Genomic DNA, 18,015 nt, shown 5'->3' on the forward strand with positions numbered 1-18,015 from the left:
AAGTGCGCAGAGTGCTGACTCCACGCCATCGAATGCAGGCCGGGCGCGACTCCAGCCACAACCGCATGGCGGCCGAGCGCCAGGGCCAAGAACGTGGCCACGTCCACGGCCTATGCCGGCCGGATGACGTCGCCGACACCCAGCCGGCGCACCAGGGCGCCGCCGGCAGGGAGGAGACCAGCATCGACATGGCCGCGGTGAGGCCGATGTTCATCACGAAGACCCACACCGCCAGCGTCCGCAGCATCCGGTGCCGACGAACCCCATCGGAGCCGTTCGGCGATATCGGCGCGGATGGACGAGCCGCGTCTCACACGGAATCGCCCGTCTCGTACACCTACTGCCAGCGCTCCGGCCAGGACGAACGGCAGCGCGTCCACCAGAAACGGCACCGCAGCCGCAATCCCGAAAAGCCAGCCGGCCGGCGGTGCCCGCTCACCCCGTCAGCCTCGACGGCCTTCCAGGAGCGGTCCGGGTAGGGAATGTCGCGTGCCGTCGCGACGATTCCGTATGCCTGCCGACTTGACAGCACGCCTGCGGTACGGGCTTGTGTGATGTCGGGGCGCCTCATCGTGGGCCACCGCCACTTCGTCGTCACCGTCGGCGACACCGTCGCGGTACATCGCGAAGACCTGACCGCTGCCGGTCATGCCCTGGGGATGCAGTTCTGCGGCGCGGAGGGCGCCCAAGCTGGAGCAGCCAATCACCGTCACGCCATTCGCCGGCAGGTGCAGGATCTCCTTCTGCCGGAGCGATAGCCGCAGAGAGGTCGCCGTGCCGTACACGAGGATGTATCAGTGCGCCTTCGGCAGACGCACAACCTCGTGCGCGGGCGGGTCGGCCCGACGAAGACGTGAATCGACAACTCAACTGTCCGGGGCCGACTGAGCTTCCCCCCGTTTTCCGGACACTTGACCTGAGGTCACCCTTGATCATCAGGAAGGATGTCCTCCATGCCCTCGCCACACCCTGCCGAGTTCCGGCGTCGCGCGGTCGAGCTCGCGCGCCAAGGCGACAAACCGCTCCTCCAGCTCGCCAAGGACCTGGGCGTCAGCCGCTCGTGCCTGCAGAACTGGCTGCGACAAGCTGACGCCGAGGACAACGCCGGCCCCGGTGACCGGTTGACCAGCGCAGAGAAGAAGGAACTCGCCGAGCTGCGCCGCCGCAATAAGCAGCTGGAGATGGAGAACGACATCCTCAAGCGGGCGGCGGCGTACTTCGCCCGGGAGAACGTCCTCCCAAAGTAATCTACTCGCTGGTCCGCGAACTCGCCGACGACCGCATTCCGGTCGCGGTGGCCTGCCGAGTACTCCAGGTGTCAACCTCGGGATATTACGAGTGGCTCGGTCGGCCCGAGCCGCCGCGTGAACTCCGCAATAAGGAACTCAGCAAAATGATCCGGCGGATCCATGCCGACTCGCGCGGCAGTTACGGCTCACCGCGGATGCACGCCGAGCTCACGCTCGGTCTGGGTGAGCAGGTCAACCGCAAGCGCGTCGAGCGGCTCATGCGCGCGGCCGGCCTGCAGGGCATCTACCGGCGCAAGGGCCGCCGCAGCCTGGTCAACCAGGCCACCGAGGAGGACCTGGTGCAGCGCCGCTTCGACGTCGAAGCGCCCGATCGGCTCTGGCTGACCGACATCACCGAGCATCCCACCCGCGAGGGAAAGCTGTATTGCGCCACCGTCATGGACGCCTATTCACGGCGCGTCATCGGCTGGTCCATCGACGCACGACAGGATACGGATCTCGTGGTGAATGCATTAGCGATGGCGGTGGCCCGGCGAAAGCCGGACACCCGCTCGACCATTCTACATTCCGATCACGGCACGCAATATACGTCGTGGGCCTTTGGAAAGCGGCTGCGAGACGCGGGCCTGCTCGGATCCATGGGAACGGTGGGCGATTGCTACGACAATGCGATGATGGAATCGTTCTGGGGCACGATGCAGCTCGAACTTCTCGATGTCAAAAGCTGGGAAACCCGAGAAGAACTAGCCAACGCCATCTTTGAATGGATCGAATGCTGGTACAATCCATACCGACGACATTCCAGCATCGGAATGCACAGCCCCGTCACGTTCGAGGCCCTCTACCGGCCGTCAGACACCGCTGAGTGACCTCACCTCAGGTGTCCGTGCTACAGGGGGAAGCTCATGGTCCGGTTTGGCCGCTCCGAGTTCCAGCGCCAGCTCCTCCATCGCATCGAGGTCGTCAGCGTGGAAATCCAGATGGAACTGTTGTGGCACGTCCTGACCCGGCCACTGCGGAGCCCGGTATCCGTCAACCCGCTGGAATCCCAGATCACAGCCGGAGCCGTCCGTCAGAGCGACGAACTCGTCCGTACTGAAGAGCTCGCGCATCCCGGTCAGTGCACCGTAGAAGCCCGCCAGCACCTGCGGGTCAGCACAGTCCAGAGTCACCCCTCGCAGTACAGCGCCTGGCAACGTTCGCTCCTTCGTGTCCGCGCGTCTGTCTCCGTAAGCCGCCGCTGCACGCGATCACCGGCCACAGCCACACCGTACCCGCCACATCCATCGCTGAAGTAGCGGTTTACCCCTGCCTCGAAGCAGCGGGTGACTGTGACCGGTGCTTTCGATACACGCCCTCATGCCCCTTTCGTCGTTGCGGTTGGTTGGATGGGGTCTGCTGGTCGGTCAGCCGCAGTTCGGCTTACGGGCGCGGCCGGCGCGGACGGCTTCGCGCCGTAGGGCTTTACACGGACATCTACTGTCGAAGGTCGGTCGTCGCGGGACCGGCTGGGACGGCGGGGGTTCGAGGCCATGTCCAGGCGGAGCGCAGGATGAAGGCCAGGAGCAGCACCTCGATTCCGATGGAGAGGCCGTAGAAGGGGGCCCAGTCCCAGGACTCCCCTGCCGCGTTGACCACCGAGTAGGGGATGTAGAGCGATGCCGCGACGAGGTTCGCGGCGCGGTTCACGCGGGCGGGCAGCGTCATGGAGAGCATCACCATCAGGGCCGGGATCGACACGGACGCGAGCATCATGGTCAGCAACGTCGGGCTGATGTCGAACTCAAAGACGACGCCGGCCAGGATGTTGCCGACGGTGCCAGGCTTGTAAAGGTGGAAGTAGTCGACGTAGATGTAGAGGAACATGAAGCTGGTCCATGCGGCGGCGAGCTTGACCTGCACGGGGACCGGCGGGTTGTCGAGCAGGTTCGGGGGTTTCGTCCGGATGGTCATCGTTCTTCTTTCGAGAGGAGCGGTCCGTCCGCCGGAGTGGCGGCAGGTTGGGGCGTACATTCGCACGGGGTCGGGTCGTTCTCGTCGGTCCGGTCGTCAGACGGTGACGACGACCTTTCCTCGGGTGTGGCCGGCCGCGACGTAGCGGAGGGCGTCGGCTGCTTCGTCGACGTTGCGGGTGCTGCACACACCCGTTCGCGATCTTGCGCAATGCCTGCAACGCCGTCGTGGCCGAGGCGGGCACCGCCGGCGCGTCCACGACCGGCAGGTTGGCGGGCACGGACACGAGGACGTCCGCCGGGACGCGGGCGTACTCCGCGAGCGTTCCGGCGATGCTCTGGCCGAACACCTCGTCGCCGGGGCGGAGAGCGGTGACATCCTTCCCGACCGCTGCCGCCACGCCGGCGAGATCCCTGCCATGGATGCCGTGGCGCGGCCGGCGGAGCCTGAACGCCAGGCGCACCACGTACGGCTCACCGGTCATGACGGAGTAGTCGCCAGGATGTACCGAGGCCGCGCCCACCTGGACGAGCACATCGCCTCGACCGGGCAGCGGTAGCTCGACCTCGGACGACTCGAGCGCTGAGGGCGGGCCGTAGCGGTGCCGGACGGCGGCCCGCATCGTCGTCGCCCCGGCCGGACTCGCGCTCGGCACCAGGCGTGCTCCGGCATGCGATCGCTGTTCGATTCCCACCGAAGCCTCCTCACGTCCGAGCTGCGGCTCTCGCCGGTTCGTACACCGTACTTCGTACGCTGTACTATGATAGTACGCTGTACGAATGTCAAGCCGTTCGAGAGCGAGGAGACCCGTTGTCTGCCAGGAAACGGCGCGAGGTCGCGTCAGATGCGGGGCTGAGCAAGGAGCGGGTGGTGATCGAGGCGGTCCGGCTCGCCGACCGCGAGGGGGTCCACGGGCTGAGCATGCGCAGGCTGGCTGGCGCGCTCGGCGCGGGCGCGATGTCGCTCTACTACTACGTGGCGAACAAGGAGGAGTTGCTGGACGCCATGATCGACGTCATGTTCGAGGAGATCGAGCTCCCGCCTGAAGGGACCGACTGGCAGTCAGCGATGCGACGCCGGGCGGTATCCGCCCGGCAGGTTCTCACACGCCACCCGTGGGCGATCGGCCTGATGGAGTCGCGGACATCGCCGGGGCCCGCGAACCTCCGCCACCGCGAAGCGGTCACCGCCTGCCTGCGGAGGGCCGGCTTCCCGGTGTTGATGGCGACGCACGCCAACTGGCTGCTCGACAGCTACGTCTACGGTTTCGCCCTGCAGGAAGCCGGCCTGCCGTTCGACACCGCCGATGAGTTCGCGGACATGGCCGAGGACGTCTACCTGCCCCAGCTTCCTCCTGACGAGTTCCCCTACCTCAACGAATCCGCCGCGGTGCTCGCCGCTGCCGGCTACGACCCGGCGGAGGAGTTCACCTTCGGCCTCGACCTCGTCCTTGCCGCCCTCGAGTCCCTGAGAGTGCCTGCGTGAGCCTCCATCCGTGATGTCGTCAGGTGATCCAGTTGTGCTGGGATGGCGCGGTGGCTGAGCGCAAGCCGTACCCGAGCGACTCAACCGACGGGCCGCCTCAGGCATCTCGGTGAAAGTCTCGATCAGCGCATCACGCAGCGCTTCGGCGGTGCGGGCGCCGGGCAGCTGGATCGGGCGCGGGCAGCGGCTGGCGCGGTCGACCATGGTGCCGGGGCGAAGCGCGCTGAAGGCCTGGACTCAAGCCGGTCGCTTCACGGACGAGGCGGTGGGTGTCCGGAGAGCCAGTGGCCTCGCCCCGTGTCAGCAGGGCCGCCCCTTCCCGCGAGGCGAGGCCACCTCGTACCGCGACGATCGTGATGCGGCGACGACATTCAGGTGGATGGCATTAGCCGGCGCAGGGGTTGGGCCGTACGATCGGCGCGAGCTGCCCGTTGATCATGCCGCCTTCATCAGTGAGATGGAACAGCCGGCGCTGGTCCTCGGTCTCGTGCGTATCGAAGGTCCAGAACAGCCAGCCGCGCATGCCGAGCGCACAGGTCTGCCGTTGAAGATCACGCATACCGTAGGCCGCAGAGGCCAGGTCGTTATACATCCACTTGAAGGCGCCGAATTCGCCCACGATCACCGGCCCGCGGATTCCCTTCTCCCACTCGATCGTCTCCAGATCGCGTCGCAGTTCGTACGGGGCGTTCAGGCCGGGCTGATCCACCGGGTACAGGTGCAGGTCGAGGAAGGACAGCTTCGAGCTGTTCATGAGATTCCGCGGCCGTACGGGGAATCGCTGGTCACCGGGCGAACCGGCGGGCAGACCCGCGGGCCCCGGCTTGCCGACGGCCCCGTACGTGAAGGTACCCATGGTCACCAGCGCTCCGGGGTCGACGCTGTGGATGGCGTCGACCATCTGGTTGGCGTATGCCGCGAGATTCTCATCCTGGGCCCTCTGCCGGTCTTCCGGTGCGGCCATGTCATAAGTCCGGCCGTTGGCCGTCCGGACTCGTCCGGACGAGCGGTTGAACGGCCCCGTGTCGCCTGTCAGGAATGCCTCATTGTCGAGCTGGTAGGCCAGGACGGTCGACAGCAAGGAGGATCCGACCCGATCGCGAAGTCCTGTCACGAAGTTTCGCAGATAAGCGCTTTTGGCCTTGAGATACTCGCCGTTCAGGTACTCGATATTGCGTCCCTCGATCGGCACCTCTCCGGAATCCCACGGTCCGATCATCCGGTAGTAGTAGATGCTCTGCCCGATGTGGTCGAGCGAGAACATCACCCTGATCTTGTGGCGCGTGGCGATGCGTACGAAGCCGGCAACGTTGTCCATGTACGGGCCGTACAGCGGCTCATTGTGCTGTGCCCCTCGGCCAAGCCCGTGGGGATGCCCCTTGTCCGCGTCGGGAACGCTGCCGGAGTCGATGAACACGCGCACAGCGTTGTAGCCATCGCGGGCCATGGACTCCAGAGCCAGGTTGGCCTTTGCGGCTTCGTATCGGCCGGGCTCGAACGTCGCGTGATAAGGATGGATGCCGTCATGTTCCGCGAGCCGCACATAGTTGCTTCCCCGCGGCACGAAGGGCCACCCGGTCGCGCTGTAGGCGAGATAACCGCCCGGAGCGCCCACGTTGGACACCGCCTTCAGCCGGGGCAGCGGCGCCAACTCCGCAGCCTGGGCACCTCCTCCGATCATCGTGAGGACAGCGGCGACGCACAATGCCAGAGTCCCGGCGATCACTGACCGCCGGCGCGCGCGAAGCGGCGATGCCGAACTCGCTATCTCATGGAGCTTTCTCAAGAGTGTTGCCTTTCGTGAATGTATTCGGCGCAGACGCTCCGGATGTCCTGGCCGACACCAGTGATCCGGCGCGCCGACGCGAGCCGCCCGGGCAGCACTGGCTCGTGCGTGCCCGGGCGGGAGGATGATGTGGTTAGTCCGGCAGACCCCAATTGAGGGTGCCGGAGACCACCGTCGCGCCGAAGGCGGTCGAGGTGGACGGGGTGCACGCCATCCGGTTGTCGGCGGCGGAACCGACTCGGCGGCAGAAGTCCGCCTTGCCGTCGCCACTGACGTCCGCCCAGATGCGCAACGCCGGGTATCCCCAGTCGATCGCGGCGGAGCTGATCTCGGCGCCGAACCCGGAGCCGGTGGACGGAGCACACTTCAGGCGCGCACCGCTGTTGTTCGTCTCGCCGGTCACCCGGCAGTAGTCGGACCTGCCGTCCCCATTGACGTCAGCCCATGCCCGCCCGGACGGCTGCCCCCACTCGAGGGCGGTCGACGGGGTCGTCGCGGCGAAGGCGGCGCCGGTCGAGACCGTACAGGTCACTCGCTGGTTGTCCGTGCCGCCGACGCGCCTGCAGTAGTCGGCCATACGGTCACCGTTGACATCGGTCCAGGTCCGATCGGCGGGGAAACCCCCGTCGATCGCGGTGGAGCTGATCTCGGCGCCGAACCCGGAACCGGTGGACGGAGCACACTTCAGGCGCACGTCGATGTTGTTCGTCTCACCGGTCACCCGGCAGTAGTCGGACCTGCCGTCCCCATTGACGTCGGTCCACGCCCGCCCGGTGGCATGACCCCACTGCAGAGCCGCTGACACGAAGGTGGTCCCGAAGGCAGTACCGGTCGACAGCGTGCATGCCACCCGCTCATTGCCGGGGCCGCCGACACGCCGGCAGTAGTCGGCCTTGCCGTCGCCGTTGGCGTCGGTCCATGTCCGGTTCGCGTTGTAGCCCCAGTCGATCGGGGCCGACATGATGTTGGCGCCGAATCCGCTCCCGGTGGACGGCGCACAGGCCACGTACGCATTGGTGTGGTTACGCGTCCCGAGGACCCGGCAGTAGTCGGCCTTGCCGTCACCGTTGACGTCGGCCCATGCGCGCCCGGCCGTAAAGCCCCAGTCGAGCACACCCGAGCTGATTGTCGCGCCGAACCCCGATCCGGTCGACAGGGTGCATTGCACCTTGCTGGACTCGTAGTTCTTGGTTCCGACCCGACGGCAGTAGTCGCGCTTCCCGTCGCCGTTGACATCGGCCCAGTCCGCAGCCGTCGGCTTGATCGGCTCCAGCAGGCTGACCAGCGATGCCTGATTGGCCCGCTGCATGTTGTCACAACCGATCTGGTCGCAGGTGCCCAGCCTTGCCGCGTCGCCGTCCTCGAAACTGTACAAGGAGTGGATCCCGTCACCCACTACATGCAATTGGGTGCCGTCCTTGGGCGTCGTGGGAAGCCTGTCCCACACCCGCCGCGGAATCTTGTGGATCGGCTTGGAGGCGTAGCCGGCGTCAACGATCTCCTGCGTACTGCCGAAGATCACTCTCGCCTCTCCCATGACGCCTGCCTTTGCCGCCGATGAGACGTCTTGCAACAGGGTTCCGTCAGCGATCTGCACGGGCAGCGTCTTCCACACCCGGTTGGGAATCACCTGCATGGGCTTGCTCGCATAGCCCGCGGCCTCGACTTCCTCCATGTTGTCGAACGGAACGATCGCGCCACCGATGACGGCTGCCTGAAGCGCTGATGCGGAGTCCTTGAGCCGTGTACCATCGGCGATCTTCGTGGGCAGCGCGCTCCAAACCCTCGGTGGCAGGATGTGCAGCGGCTTGTCCCCATAGCCGGCCCCTTCGAGCTCTTCCATGCTCACGAAGGGGATCTTCGCGCCACCGACGATGGCGGCCTGGGTGGGGTTGCCTGCCACGCCGACGCGTGTGCCAATGCTGATGTCGTCGGGCAACGCATCCCAGACGCGGGAGGGGACCACGAACAACGGGTCGTCGTCGTATCCGGCGGCGTTGACTTCGTCCATGTCGATGAAGGGCACCTTCGCCCCACCGACGATCACCGCCTGTGTCGGCGAACCGGCGTTCTTGATCCGCGTCCCATCCGCGATCTCTCTGGGCAGGGTGTCCCAGACGTGGGAGGGAACCGTCCATAGAGTCCGGTCGCCATATCCGGAGCCGTTGAGTTCTTCCATGCTGGTGAAGTCCATCCTCGCGCCGCCGACTACCACGGCCTGTGAGGGCGAGGTCCCGTTCTTGATCCGGGTGCCATCCATGATTTGCGTCGGCAAAGCGCTGAAGGCGCGCGCTGGCATGCCCCGGACCTTCGATGCCCAGTCGGTGCCGAACCCGGCGTCGATGACCTCCTGCTCGCTGCGGAAGTTCACCCTGGCCGATCCCATGATGGCCGCCACCGGAGTCGACCCCTTGGAGCCTTGGACAAGGGTGCCGTCTTGAGGGACCGGTGGCAGAGCGTTGAAGTGCCGGGTCGGGACGCCTCGCACCTTCGATGCCCAGTTGGTGCCGAACCCGGCGTCGATGACCTCCTGCTCGCTCTCGAAGGGTATCTTCGCCCCTCCCAGGTACATCGCGACCGCGGTGGAGACGCCGCGGGCGGTTCCCTGGACCAGGGTCCCATCGACCGGGATGAAGCCGATCCGGTTGTAGCTGTCGGATGAGATCGCCACCACCCGGCCGGCCCAGTCGGTGCCGTGGCCGACGTCGATGACCTCCTGCTCGCTTTCGAAGGGCACCAGAGCGCCGCCCAGCGTCGCGGCTACCGGCAGGTCGGTGCTGCCGGCTTTTGCCTGCACCAAAGCACCGTCGGCCGGGGCATGGTTCATATGGTCGCGAGCGTCGATGGACCAGTCCGAGACCTTCACCGGACTACCGCACGAAACCGGGGCGGCACACGTGTCCTGCCAGATGGGGGCACCGCCGACGAAAATGTAGATCCGTCCGCGCTGATCTGAGGCAGAGGACCCGTTACGAGGAATGTCTGGACCGGCGTCGATCACCGCCTGCGTGGTCGGACGCGGCGTGCCCGAGCAGATCCCGTCGCCGCAAGTGGCCTGCCACACTGGCGCCCCGCCCACCATCTTGTAGATGCGGCCGGTGTCGCCTGTCTTGAGCAAGGCACCGTCGGCGAGTCCGCGGACATCGGTCACCGGCTGTGGGCCGGGTGTCGGCGCCGACCCACTCCAGCTGTGGCTACCGCCCCTGCCACCGCCACCGCTGGCGAAGCCGCTGAGCGAGCAGGGCGGGTTGGGAGTGTGCCAGGTGCATATGATTGAGCTCGTGGGAATGACCGCCCAACGGAAGCTCCTGCTGGAGGTCTTGTAACAGGTGGTCGTACCGTCGGGTTTCCGGGGCCCGAAATTCGCCTCCTTGACGGTGGTCGTGTCTACTCGGTATGCGACGCGCACATATTTTACATACGACTGTATGAATCCACGTTGGCGTGGCGGCACCTTCATCAGGGCACCGCTTGTCGTAGCGGTTTTATGTTCTACTCTGGTAATATATTGAGCGTTTATGGCCAAGCTTACTATCTTGCTGGCCTCTACCTGGGATCCCACACTTGTCTCGACGGCCAGCGTGACCTCTTCCGTCACCGAGTACGGATAGGTTTGCTCGATGTCTCCGCCGGTGTTGTCGCGCTCCTGCAATATTCCGATTCGACGAGCGCTGGCGCCGGACGAGAGGATTTCTACCTTTTCGACGCTCCCCAGTTGAGATACATTGCAGGTATAAAAGGGAGCAAACGCCTGCGCTGCCCCACGTTGGACTAACCCTTCAGCGGCGACCGCTCCGTGCGCGCCGTACGCCTCCCCCAAAAAGAAGCTGGCCATCACGACGGCCATGATACAGACGAAAAATCGTCTCCAGCCGCTCATTTGTCTCCATCCACGAGCTCGAGAAGAAATGGTTGGCTCCTTTCTGCTTGACATGCAGCCCATCGATCGAAGATTCCTGCCGCCTTGAGACGTCGCGTTGCCTGTGAATTTTTACCTTTCGAATGTTTGCGACGGCGAGCACTGTTCCAGCACCTACTCCACACGCCACCCCGGCGTTCGATCGACACGCTTCAAACGCTGGGCGCAGCATGCGCAAGCATTGGCGCGGAGCGGAAGGCGGCGCTGCTTGATGCGATTTCTACCGGGCGCATATCGCGACCCTTGATTAAAAGCTCAACCTTCCCGATACCCTGCACCCGCTGTGACGGCATCGGCAATCACCCGTACTGCCAACCCTCGACCGTTTCCCGCCAAGATCTTGCAGATGGCCCACCCGGTCGTCACCTTCACCGACGAAGCCGCCGCGCACCAGCGTGAGCTACTCGATGCAGCGCCATGGCCGGCCCCGCACCCCGCCGGGACGTCGGCAAGAGCGTCTGACGCGGCCGCACCCTCGCAGCCCTATTGGACTTCCCCTGTTCCCGGCCGCCTCGCCTCGCGCTGTAGTCCCATGTGGCTCCGGGGCTACTGAGGCACGCAGCGGGAAGGGCCAAGCGCAGCCACGACCTGGCCCGCGACGAACGGCATCGCCGCGATGGTGACCACTGATCCGCTGCGCCAGCCGCAGGCTGCCATGCGCGACGACCTAGCCACGCACACGGGCAACGGTTCACAGCGGGCCTCCGCAAGCTCGATACCGCCCCGATGCGACTGATCAGCCGACCTCGCGTCCGCGCCACCGGCCACTGCTGCGGCCACCCCACGGATGGGCTCCAGTTACTCCGCCCCGGGTGACCGCCTGGGAAGTTCGCTCCACGTGGCCGCAGGCTTGGCCGGAATCATACGGAGGATGGCGCCAACGGACATTGTTGGCCAGTGGTGGATACGAGAGAATCGTATTCGAGTTATGGTCAGCTGTCTTCAGCGCTTCTTCGAGAATGCTCCGAAACCCAACCCTGCTTGGCGTGGGGCAAATGGCATCGAAGTCAACGGAAACGCTGCCATCATCGACCAGAACAAGCACCTCGCTGTTGGCGATCAATTCATGTACGAGAGGCTCACGTTGCGAACGACCTTCGGTGCAAGGCCGGCCGTTGGGGCAGCTACGACCGTCTTCGGCGTTACGGCCAGCACGGCAATTCCCGCGCGGGCCACGGTGGCGGTGACGGTTCAGGCGGGCGATCTACTTCAATCAGGCGGGGTGGGCGGGGTCTGGTGGAATCACCTCTGGTCCAATATCACGCCTAGAGTCCGAGAAGAGGTCGGCCAGTTACTGGGGCGGGGTAAGGCTGTCCACGCCGGCTTACGAGGAGAAGCTGCGGATGCGAGGAAGCCGTTGATAGGCAGCAGCCGCGAGGGCCCGATGCCGCGGCCAAAGTATCGCTGTGCACGATTTCGCCGTTCCATCGCGCGTTGAGCCGCCTGCCGGACTGATCCGGGTGCAGCGGTCCGAACGCCGCCACTGACGGCAACGGCGAGCGGGAGTGACGAACCTGCCGCACTACCGGAGAGGCGGCGGGAGGCAATCGCTCGGCCGGCCAGCAAGGCTGATGAGCCGACCGTGGGCGGCGGGGCCACGTGCAATAGATGTGTGTATCTAACTAGGAGGAAGTTTCATGCTGACTGGCGAACGTGTACGTCTGCGCGCCCTCGAGCCGGCCGACAGTGAGGCCATGTGGCATTGGTATCACGATCCAGAGGTGGGGCGCTGGATGGAGAGCAGTCCGCCGATCTCCCTGGCGCAGAACATGGACAAGGGCGAGAATCGGCCGCGCAACACTTTCGAGCAAATGGTGCTCGGCATCGAGGTTCTCGACAGTAGAAAGCTGATCGGATATGTGTCCCTGGGCGAAACCGATCTCGTCCACGGGGAGGCTGTCTTGGAGAGCATCGCCATCGGTGACCGCGACCACTGGAACGGTGGCTACGCCACCGATGCGCTACGCGTCATCTGCAGGTACGCCTTCGAGGAGATGGGACTGCACCGGGTGATGCTGTGGGTAGTCGCAGAGAATGCAGCGGCGATACGGGCGTACACGAAGGTGGGCTTCGTCGAGGAGGGCAGACGGCGGGAAGCTTTCCGCACGAAGGGCAGGAGGTACGACTTCCTGATGATGGGCCTGCTGAGTTCCGAATTGGTTTGATCACTCCGGCGAAGGTCGTCTGGCCGTTGCGGGAGGGCTGGCTGTCACCTACGCCTACAACGAGAACAGCGCCGTCACCCCGCGCACCCACGACAAGACGCTGGCCGCCTACGGCTACGACGTCCGTGACCTGGTCGACGAGGTCGTCAACAAGAAGACCGCCACCGACACCGCACGCCGCCGTAGCGGACCTGGACGGAGCGCGGGAGGCCATCCGTGACGGATACGTCAGCGGCGGATCACGCCGTAACCTCGATTGGATCGCTCCCCACTGCGACTTCGGCGACCCGCCTGAGGAGGAGCCGCTTCTGCTCGCCGACACACAAACCTCCGGCGGTCCGCTCGTCGCGGGCGGGGTCCCGGGCTTTCTGGTGATCGGTGAACTCGTCCTTCGCGGCGAACACCCGCTGATCACGAAACAGGTCTGACCTCATCGGGCGATCTCCCCCACCGACACCACGGCCCGGCCGGGGAGCTCGGTCACCAGGCTCAGCCCGCCGCTGCGGACATTCCAGGCGAGCAGCCGTACGACCGGCTCGCCCGCGCCGTACGTCGTGCTCTCGACGAGCACGTTCTCACGGTCGAGCCAGCCCTTCACCGGGCAACTCCCGATACCGCATCGGGTGGTGGCTCCCTCGTCCCAGGGGATCACCAGGGCACGGATGATCGAACCGGAGGTGGCGTCCACCACCACGACGACCTCGGCCTCGCCCTTCCCCGGCCACAGCGCCCGGTCGGCCCGCACGGTCAGTGCGACGAGATCCCCTCTGCGGCTGCCCATTCCCCGGTTTCCTCCGCTGAGCAGCACTTTCCCCTCGGTGGTGACTTCCTTGAGCGGAACCGCGTGCTCGGAGAGCCGCTCTCCGGCCGCGGACCAGGAGGACAGCGTCGTACCGGGCCGATCCTGCGCCGAGGCGATGCGGGTGATCCCCTCCACGCTGCCCTGCACCGCGGCGAACCCGCCGAACGGCATGTCCCGGACGTTGCCGGAGGCGAGGTCGAGAGTGACCGACCGCTCCTCCCGTTCGATCAGGAGGCCCGCCGCCTGTGGCAGCCACGCCACCCGTTCGTTGGCACCCGGTACGGCGAAGCGCCGTACCGTCCCGGTGGTCAGTTCGGCCACGGCCACGCCATCCCGCAGGGGCAGCGCCGCCATGGTCCCGTCCGGGCTCAGCGACGCCGAGCCGAGAGCCACGGTCTCGTTGCCCTCGCTGTCGGCGGTGTCAGCCGCGCCGATGCCGTCGATGACGCGCAGCCGCCCGTCCTCCCCCAGCACATGGACGGGGGAGCCGATGGACTGGCGCTGCAGGAGGAGGACCGCTCGCGGCGTCGGATCCGCGGACAGCTTCGTCGCCGCGCCGAGGACGACCCGGTCCGGCAGTACGGAGGGGATCCTCGGCAGTCCCGCCTCGATCTCCGGTGCCCTGTCGACGGGGAACACGCCGGGCGGCGTGCTGGGGAGCGCCTCTGAGAACGTGCTGGGCGGCGTCGCCACCCGCTCGGGTCCGCCGGCCGGAAGCACGTTCAGGGTGACCGCGGTCCCCGCCGCAACTGCTGCCAGCGCTGCGATCCCCGAGGCGACTCTGGCTCGCACCCGCCTGCGCTCGCCGTCCCTCCAGGCGTGCCCCGCCGGGGTGTGCTGCTCGATGGGAAGGGCCTCGGCGGCCTCCCGCATCAGATTTCGCAGATCCGTCATGAGTCCGCCTCCTCCGTCAGCCCGCGTAGTTCGGGCGCCACCCGCCGCAGCCGCTCGAGCGCCACGCTCGTCTGGCTCTTCACCGTTCCCGTCGAGACGCCGAGTACCTGGGCGGTCTCGGCCACCGACAGGTCCTCCAGGTAACGCAGGACCAGCACGGCGCGCTGCCGTACGGTCAGCCTGGCGAGCGCGCCGGTGAACGTCACGCGCAGGACGACCTGCTCCGCGGCGTCGACCACGCGCAGGTCCGTCTGGCCCACGGTGTGTGTCCGCCGGCGCCGCCACCAGGAGACAGCGTCGCGGTAGAGGATCGTCCGTACGTATGCGGCGGGGTCGGTGTGCACTCGCGGCCAGGCGCGAGCCAGTTTGATCAGCGCCTCCTGCAGCAGGTCCTCGGCGAGTTCCCGGTCCCCCGTGATCAGCCAGGCGGCGCGGAGCAGTTGGGGCCGCCTGGCGGCGACGAACTCCTCGAACGCCTCCCGCGACCCCATCGTCACCCGTATGCCTCTCTCGGCTAACGGCCCGACATCGACCTCGGGCACCTGCGCTCCCCTTGTCAGCGTCATATCTTCAAGACGCACCCGGCGGTCGGATCGGTTGGGGGTTTCACCGAAGTATGATCCAGGCCGGTACCACCATGATGATCATGAACGCCCAGGGCAGATAGCGCAGGATCCCGGCCAGTTCGCCGTCCCATTCGTCCGGGTCGCCGTAGAAATAGCGCGCGGTGACCATGGCCGCCCTGCCCAAGCCGAAGCCGAGCCCGGCCAGCCCGGCTTCACCGAAGGAGCTGCTGGTCAGGAGCAGGGTGATGGTGATGTACGGCAAGAACGTCGGCATGAACGTCCGCGCGCCAGTCCCCATCTCGAAGCCGAACTGCAATGCCCCGATGACCGGGCCTCGCCCGATGACCTCCTGCGGAACCAGCCGTTTGGCCGACGGCAGCTCGAATCGCCGCCACCCGCATTCGTACGCCACGGTGATTGCGGTCACGATCGCCAGCAACGGTATGGCGAGCGTCTCGCGCCAGGAGCCGAGCAGCGATCCGAGCAGAAACAGCAGGCTTGCGCTGGTGAGTCCGCCGAACAGCAACCCGAGGCAGAAGTACCCCAGTCCAGATCTTCGCCAGACCGACGAAGTCAGCAGTTCCGCTGAGTTGAAGCTTCAAACCGAGCCGGACAGCGCGTAACCGCTGCACGCCGCCAGCAGCACCCAGGCCGTACCCGACTGGATCTGCCCGTGGCCGGCGAACAGCAGTACGACTGCCGCGGCGGCGGTGACCAGGAGGGGGCTTACCGGATGGAAAACCCCCATCCTGAGTCGTACGGCGAACCAGGACCTCACATTTTCACCTGGCAGATGGTGAATTTCGTGTAGGGGGATGAGCCGAGGTAGCGCGTGTTTCCGTCAGAGCACCGGTAACCAGACCAGATCCACGCGTTCTTTCCCACGCAGGTGTCCATCTTCCACCAGCTCTCGCGGTAAGTGCCGTTGTGCAGCCACTGGTCGCGGTTACTGCGATGCCACTTGGGATGCTCATAACCTTGGTTGAGGCGGCAGAACACGTCGTCCATGAGGCCGGCTGTCGTGCCGTAACAGTAGTTGTTCGATGGTGGTGTGTAGTTGCCTTGCTCCGCGCAACTGTCCCAGCCGTGTGTGGTGTCCGCAGCGAGCGCCCGCCGAGCGGTCGGGCTGATCCAGGAGACCAGGTTGAGGGCCGCGACCGCGCCGGCCACTCCTGCGGTGCGCAGCACTCCTCGCCGGGAGAACGCGTTCTTTCTGATCCGCCCCACGAGCACGCTCGGCTGCGCGGACGGCTCGTTCGCTTCAAAGGTCGTAGGGATCTGGTCCAGCGTGATAGCACTCATGATCGAACCTCCTGGACAGTGGGTTGTGCGATGATGCCGGCAAGCGCGGCATGCAGGTCGTCGGGGCCGTCCAGCGCGACGAATCGCACGGAGGCGGCGGTGGAGCCCGCGACCGCGAGGACCGGCCGGGTCCCGGGGACGAGTCCCCAGACATCGGGGTCGACGACGGTCACGATCCGCCCGCCGGGATCCTCGAACTCGGCGTCTTGGCGCTCGGCGAGGACCACCCGCAGGTCGACATCGGCCAGGGCGCCGCTGAGGTTCTGCAGCTCCTTGAACGCCGCCACGCACGAGCCGCAGGTACGGTCGGCGATCAGGGCGGCGAACGCGCCTTCACGGATTCCGAGCCCGTCGCGCAGCGCCTTCGTAACGAAGATCTCCAGATTGGGCGGCGTCCTGGTGAGCTGGTCGTGCAGGCGTCGCAGTTCCGCATGCCTGACGACCAGTCCGGCGAGCGCCGCGGCCAGGATCAGGATCGCGATCCAGGCGAGAATCAGCCCTGCTTCGAAGGGAGACACCCGGTCACCTCAATTCAGGGGGGCAGCCACGGTCGCAGCCGGAGTACGGACATAGGGAAAGACGAAGGTGATCAGCGCCAGCGCCGCGCCACCGGACACCGCGAGCAGTCGCCCGCCGTACGGCTCGGCGCTGAGGAAGGCGTGCCAGCCGGACAGCGTGCCCACACTGGACGCGGAGACGACGGCGAAGACCGTGGCTCTGATGAAGACTGGCGAGGCACGGCGGCGCAGCGGCACGTCCAGCAGCGCGGAGCAGCCGCAAGACCGACCGGCCTCCGCCGCACGCAGCACGCTGACCAGCGCGAAAACGGCATACAGTGCGGCCTGGGCGAGCACTGGCGGCATGGTCCACCCTCCCGGCGCGAGCAGCGCGACCGCTGTGGCCGCACCGAGCAGCGCCTCGGCGCAGCCATGCGCGACCGACCGCGGAGCGTGGGACGCGTCCCAGGTCCGCGCGGCCCGTCCTGCCACAGCCGCCCACACCCGCTCCGCGCCGGCCAGCGAGAGCAACAGCGCGCCGGCGAGCGTGGGCATCACCAGGAGTACGGCGAGACCGCTCACCGCGTCTCCCGCGTTCGCGAGCCGCTGTGCCCATCGGTCCGCTCGCTCACGCGGCCGCCCAGTCGACGCGCATCGTGGTTCCGGCGTTCACACCGCTCTGGAAGCCCACGGTGCCGGACTCGAAGCCGGAGATCACGGTAAGCGCCGTCTCGCTGAGCAGCATCAGATCCACCTGGTCGGTCATGTCGGGGTATTGCTGGCGCCACAGCTCACCGCCCGCCACCCGCATTCCCGCACCTCTAGGCAGCATGGTGAGGTTGTCGCGTACGGGCCGGATCTCGATCAGAGTGGGTTCGCCCTTGAGGCCCGTCACCAGAGAATGCCGGGTGATCAAGCCGCGGCCGGGTTTACCGGGCGGATCGAAGAGGACGAGCCCTTCGGGATGGTCTTCGAGGCGGAACTTGGAGAAGAGGCTGATGGCAGTGGACAGGTTGGCGGCCGCAGGGGTGACGTGGGTCGTCACGCAGTGATGAGGACCGCGCCAGGCCACCACCCCGATCTGGCTCTCTCCCTTTTCGCGGATGCCAAGGCCGAGAATGACCTCGCCGCCGCGGTAGGGGGTGGTCCGGGTGACCCTGCCGCGCATGGTCTCGACGATCTCCACTTCGGCGACACCGCGTGGGTGGATGGACAGTGCCCCCTCCCACGTGCCGTCGCGGAACCACTGGTGCTCGTCCCAGTCGTAGATTCGCGCCGGGTCCAGGCCCTCTACCATGACCGTCGCACCGTCAGATGTCATGCGCTGCATAACGACGCCCCACTTTCCTAGCTGTCTCATGTCCATGAGAACAGCGAGTGGCACAGCGGCCGCACA

19 protein-coding genes and 1 pseudogene are annotated in these 18,015 nt (G+C 66.4%); 5 read left to right on the top strand and 15 right to left on the bottom strand.

All coding sequences use genetic code 11. The features are described 5' to 3' along the window. Window positions 1-2: 2 nt before the first annotated feature. Window positions 3-479, top strand: a complete 477-nt coding sequence (locus ADY59_RS00965; protein ID WP_156325221.1) for a hypothetical protein — start codon at window positions 3-5, stop codon at window positions 477-479. On the opposite strand, the gene ADY59_RS53845 is transcribed toward ADY59_RS00965, so the two are convergent. Beyond that, entirely contained in the window at window positions 444-785 is a 342-nt protein-coding gene (locus ADY59_RS53845; protein ID WP_197093370.1) for a TfuA-like protein, read from the bottom strand. The genes ADY59_RS00965 and ADY59_RS53845 overlap by 36 nt on opposite strands. Window positions 786-953: 168 nt before the next feature. Here ADY59_RS53845 and ADY59_RS49495 point away from each other — a divergent pair, with 168 nt between their 5' ends. Then, a complete protein-coding gene (locus tag ADY59_RS49495; protein ID WP_049556460.1) occupies window positions 954-1,247 on the top strand; it encodes a transposase in 294 nt (97 codons plus the stop codon). Window positions 1,248-1,255: 8 nt separating this feature from the next. Next, a complete protein-coding gene (locus ADY59_RS00980) occupies window positions 1,256-2,119 on the top strand; it encodes an IS3 family transposase (RefSeq protein WP_231618489.1) in 864 nt (287 codons plus the stop codon). Here ADY59_RS00980 and ADY59_RS00985 read toward each other — a convergent pair. From ADY59_RS00985 to ADY59_RS53850, 3 genes and pseudogenes are all read right to left on the bottom strand, one after another. Then, on the bottom strand, window positions 2,102-2,422 hold the full coding sequence (locus ADY59_RS00985; protein WP_197093371.1) for a VOC family protein: 321 nt from the start codon (window positions 2,420-2,422) through the stop codon (window positions 2,102-2,104). The genes ADY59_RS00980 and ADY59_RS00985 overlap by 18 nt on opposite strands. A 304-nt stretch (window positions 2,423-2,726) precedes the next feature. After that, window positions 2,727-3,203, bottom strand: coding sequence for a DUF6326 family protein (locus ADY59_RS00990; RefSeq protein ID WP_049556464.1), 477 nt, complete (start codon window positions 3,201-3,203; stop codon window positions 2,727-2,729). A gap of 334 nt (window positions 3,204-3,537) precedes the next feature. Continuing rightward, a pseudogene (locus tag ADY59_RS53850) lies at window positions 3,538-3,825 on the bottom strand (alcohol dehydrogenase catalytic domain-containing protein); the annotation flags it as partial. 248 nt (window positions 3,826-4,073) lie between these two features. On the opposite strand from ADY59_RS53850, the gene ADY59_RS01000 reads away from it, so the two are divergent. Continuing rightward, window positions 4,074-4,688 (top strand): TetR/AcrR family transcriptional regulator C-terminal domain-containing protein, encoded by a 615-nt coding sequence (locus tag ADY59_RS01000; RefSeq protein WP_231618478.1) that lies wholly within the window; start codon window positions 4,074-4,076, stop codon window positions 4,686-4,688. A gap of 385 nt (window positions 4,689-5,073) precedes the next feature. Here ADY59_RS01000 and ADY59_RS01005 read toward each other — a convergent pair whose 3' ends face one another. Together ADY59_RS01005 and ADY59_RS01010 are read right to left on the bottom strand one after the other, a co-directional pair. After that, complete coding sequence (locus ADY59_RS01005) at window positions 5,074-6,339, bottom strand: cellulase family glycosylhydrolase (protein WP_049556474.1); 1,266 nt, start codon at window positions 6,337-6,339, stop codon at window positions 5,074-5,076. 268 nt (window positions 6,340-6,607) lie between these two features. Next, window positions 6,608-10,354, bottom strand: a complete 3,747-nt coding sequence (locus tag ADY59_RS01010) for an FG-GAP repeat domain-containing protein (RefSeq protein ID WP_156325225.1) — start codon at window positions 10,352-10,354, stop codon at window positions 6,608-6,610. 1,676 nt (window positions 10,355-12,030) lie between these two features. On the opposite strand from ADY59_RS01010, the gene ADY59_RS01015 reads away from it, so the two are divergent. Beyond that, on the top strand, window positions 12,031-12,558 hold the full coding sequence (locus ADY59_RS01015; protein ID WP_049556479.1) for a GNAT family N-acetyltransferase: 528 nt from the start codon (window positions 12,031-12,033) through the stop codon (window positions 12,556-12,558). A gap of 239 nt (window positions 12,559-12,797) precedes the next feature. Here ADY59_RS01015 and ADY59_RS01020 read toward each other — a convergent pair whose 3' ends face one another. The 9 genes from ADY59_RS01020 to ADY59_RS01060 form a co-directional block, all read right to left on the bottom strand. Then, window positions 12,798-12,992, bottom strand: a complete 195-nt coding sequence (locus ADY59_RS01020) for a hypothetical protein (RefSeq protein ID WP_049556480.1) — start codon at window positions 12,990-12,992, stop codon at window positions 12,798-12,800. Then, a complete protein-coding gene (locus ADY59_RS01025; protein ID WP_156325226.1) occupies window positions 12,989-14,254 on the bottom strand; it encodes a hypothetical protein in 1,266 nt (421 codons plus the stop codon). Before ADY59_RS01025 ends, ADY59_RS01020 begins: the two co-directional genes overlap by 4 nt. After that, entirely contained in the window at window positions 14,251-14,745 is a 495-nt protein-coding gene (locus ADY59_RS01030; protein ID WP_049556482.1) for a SigE family RNA polymerase sigma factor, read from the bottom strand. The genes ADY59_RS01025 and ADY59_RS01030 overlap by 4 nt, the downstream gene beginning before the upstream one ends. Window positions 14,746-14,860: 115 nt before the next feature. Further along, window positions 14,861-15,346 carry a hypothetical protein gene (locus tag ADY59_RS47375; RefSeq protein WP_053174343.1) on the bottom strand — a complete coding sequence of 162 codons (486 nt, stop codon included), beginning with the start codon at window positions 15,344-15,346 and terminating at the stop codon, window positions 14,861-14,863. A 72-nt stretch (window positions 15,347-15,418) separates the two neighbouring features. Then, window positions 15,419-15,598: a hypothetical protein gene (locus tag ADY59_RS01040; protein WP_049556483.1), complete on the bottom strand. Its 180-nt coding sequence runs from the start codon at window positions 15,596-15,598 to the stop codon at window positions 15,419-15,421. Continuing rightward, window positions 15,595-16,122: a hypothetical protein gene (locus ADY59_RS01045; RefSeq protein WP_049556484.1), complete on the bottom strand. Its 528-nt coding sequence runs from the start codon at window positions 16,120-16,122 to the stop codon at window positions 15,595-15,597. The genes ADY59_RS01040 and ADY59_RS01045 overlap by 4 nt, the downstream gene beginning before the upstream one ends. Continuing rightward, window positions 16,119-16,640 carry a hypothetical protein gene (locus tag ADY59_RS01050; protein ID WP_049556485.1) on the bottom strand — a complete coding sequence of 174 codons (522 nt, stop codon included), beginning with the start codon at window positions 16,638-16,640 and terminating at the stop codon, window positions 16,119-16,121. Before ADY59_RS01050 ends, ADY59_RS01045 begins: the two co-directional genes overlap by 4 nt. A 9-nt stretch (window positions 16,641-16,649) precedes the next feature. Then, window positions 16,650-17,201 (bottom strand): hypothetical protein, encoded by a 552-nt coding sequence (locus tag ADY59_RS01055; RefSeq protein ID WP_049556486.1) that lies wholly within the window; start codon window positions 17,199-17,201, stop codon window positions 16,650-16,652. A 46-nt stretch (window positions 17,202-17,247) separates the two neighbouring features. Continuing rightward, entirely contained in the window at window positions 17,248-17,940 is a 693-nt protein-coding gene (locus ADY59_RS01060; RefSeq protein ID WP_156325227.1) for a hypothetical protein, read from the bottom strand. Window positions 17,941-18,015 lie beyond the last annotated feature (75 nt).

Source organism: Nonomuraea sp. SBT364, from assembly GCF_001083785.1.
Taxonomy (GTDB): Bacteria; Actinomycetota; Actinomycetes; order Streptosporangiales; family Streptosporangiaceae; genus Nonomuraea.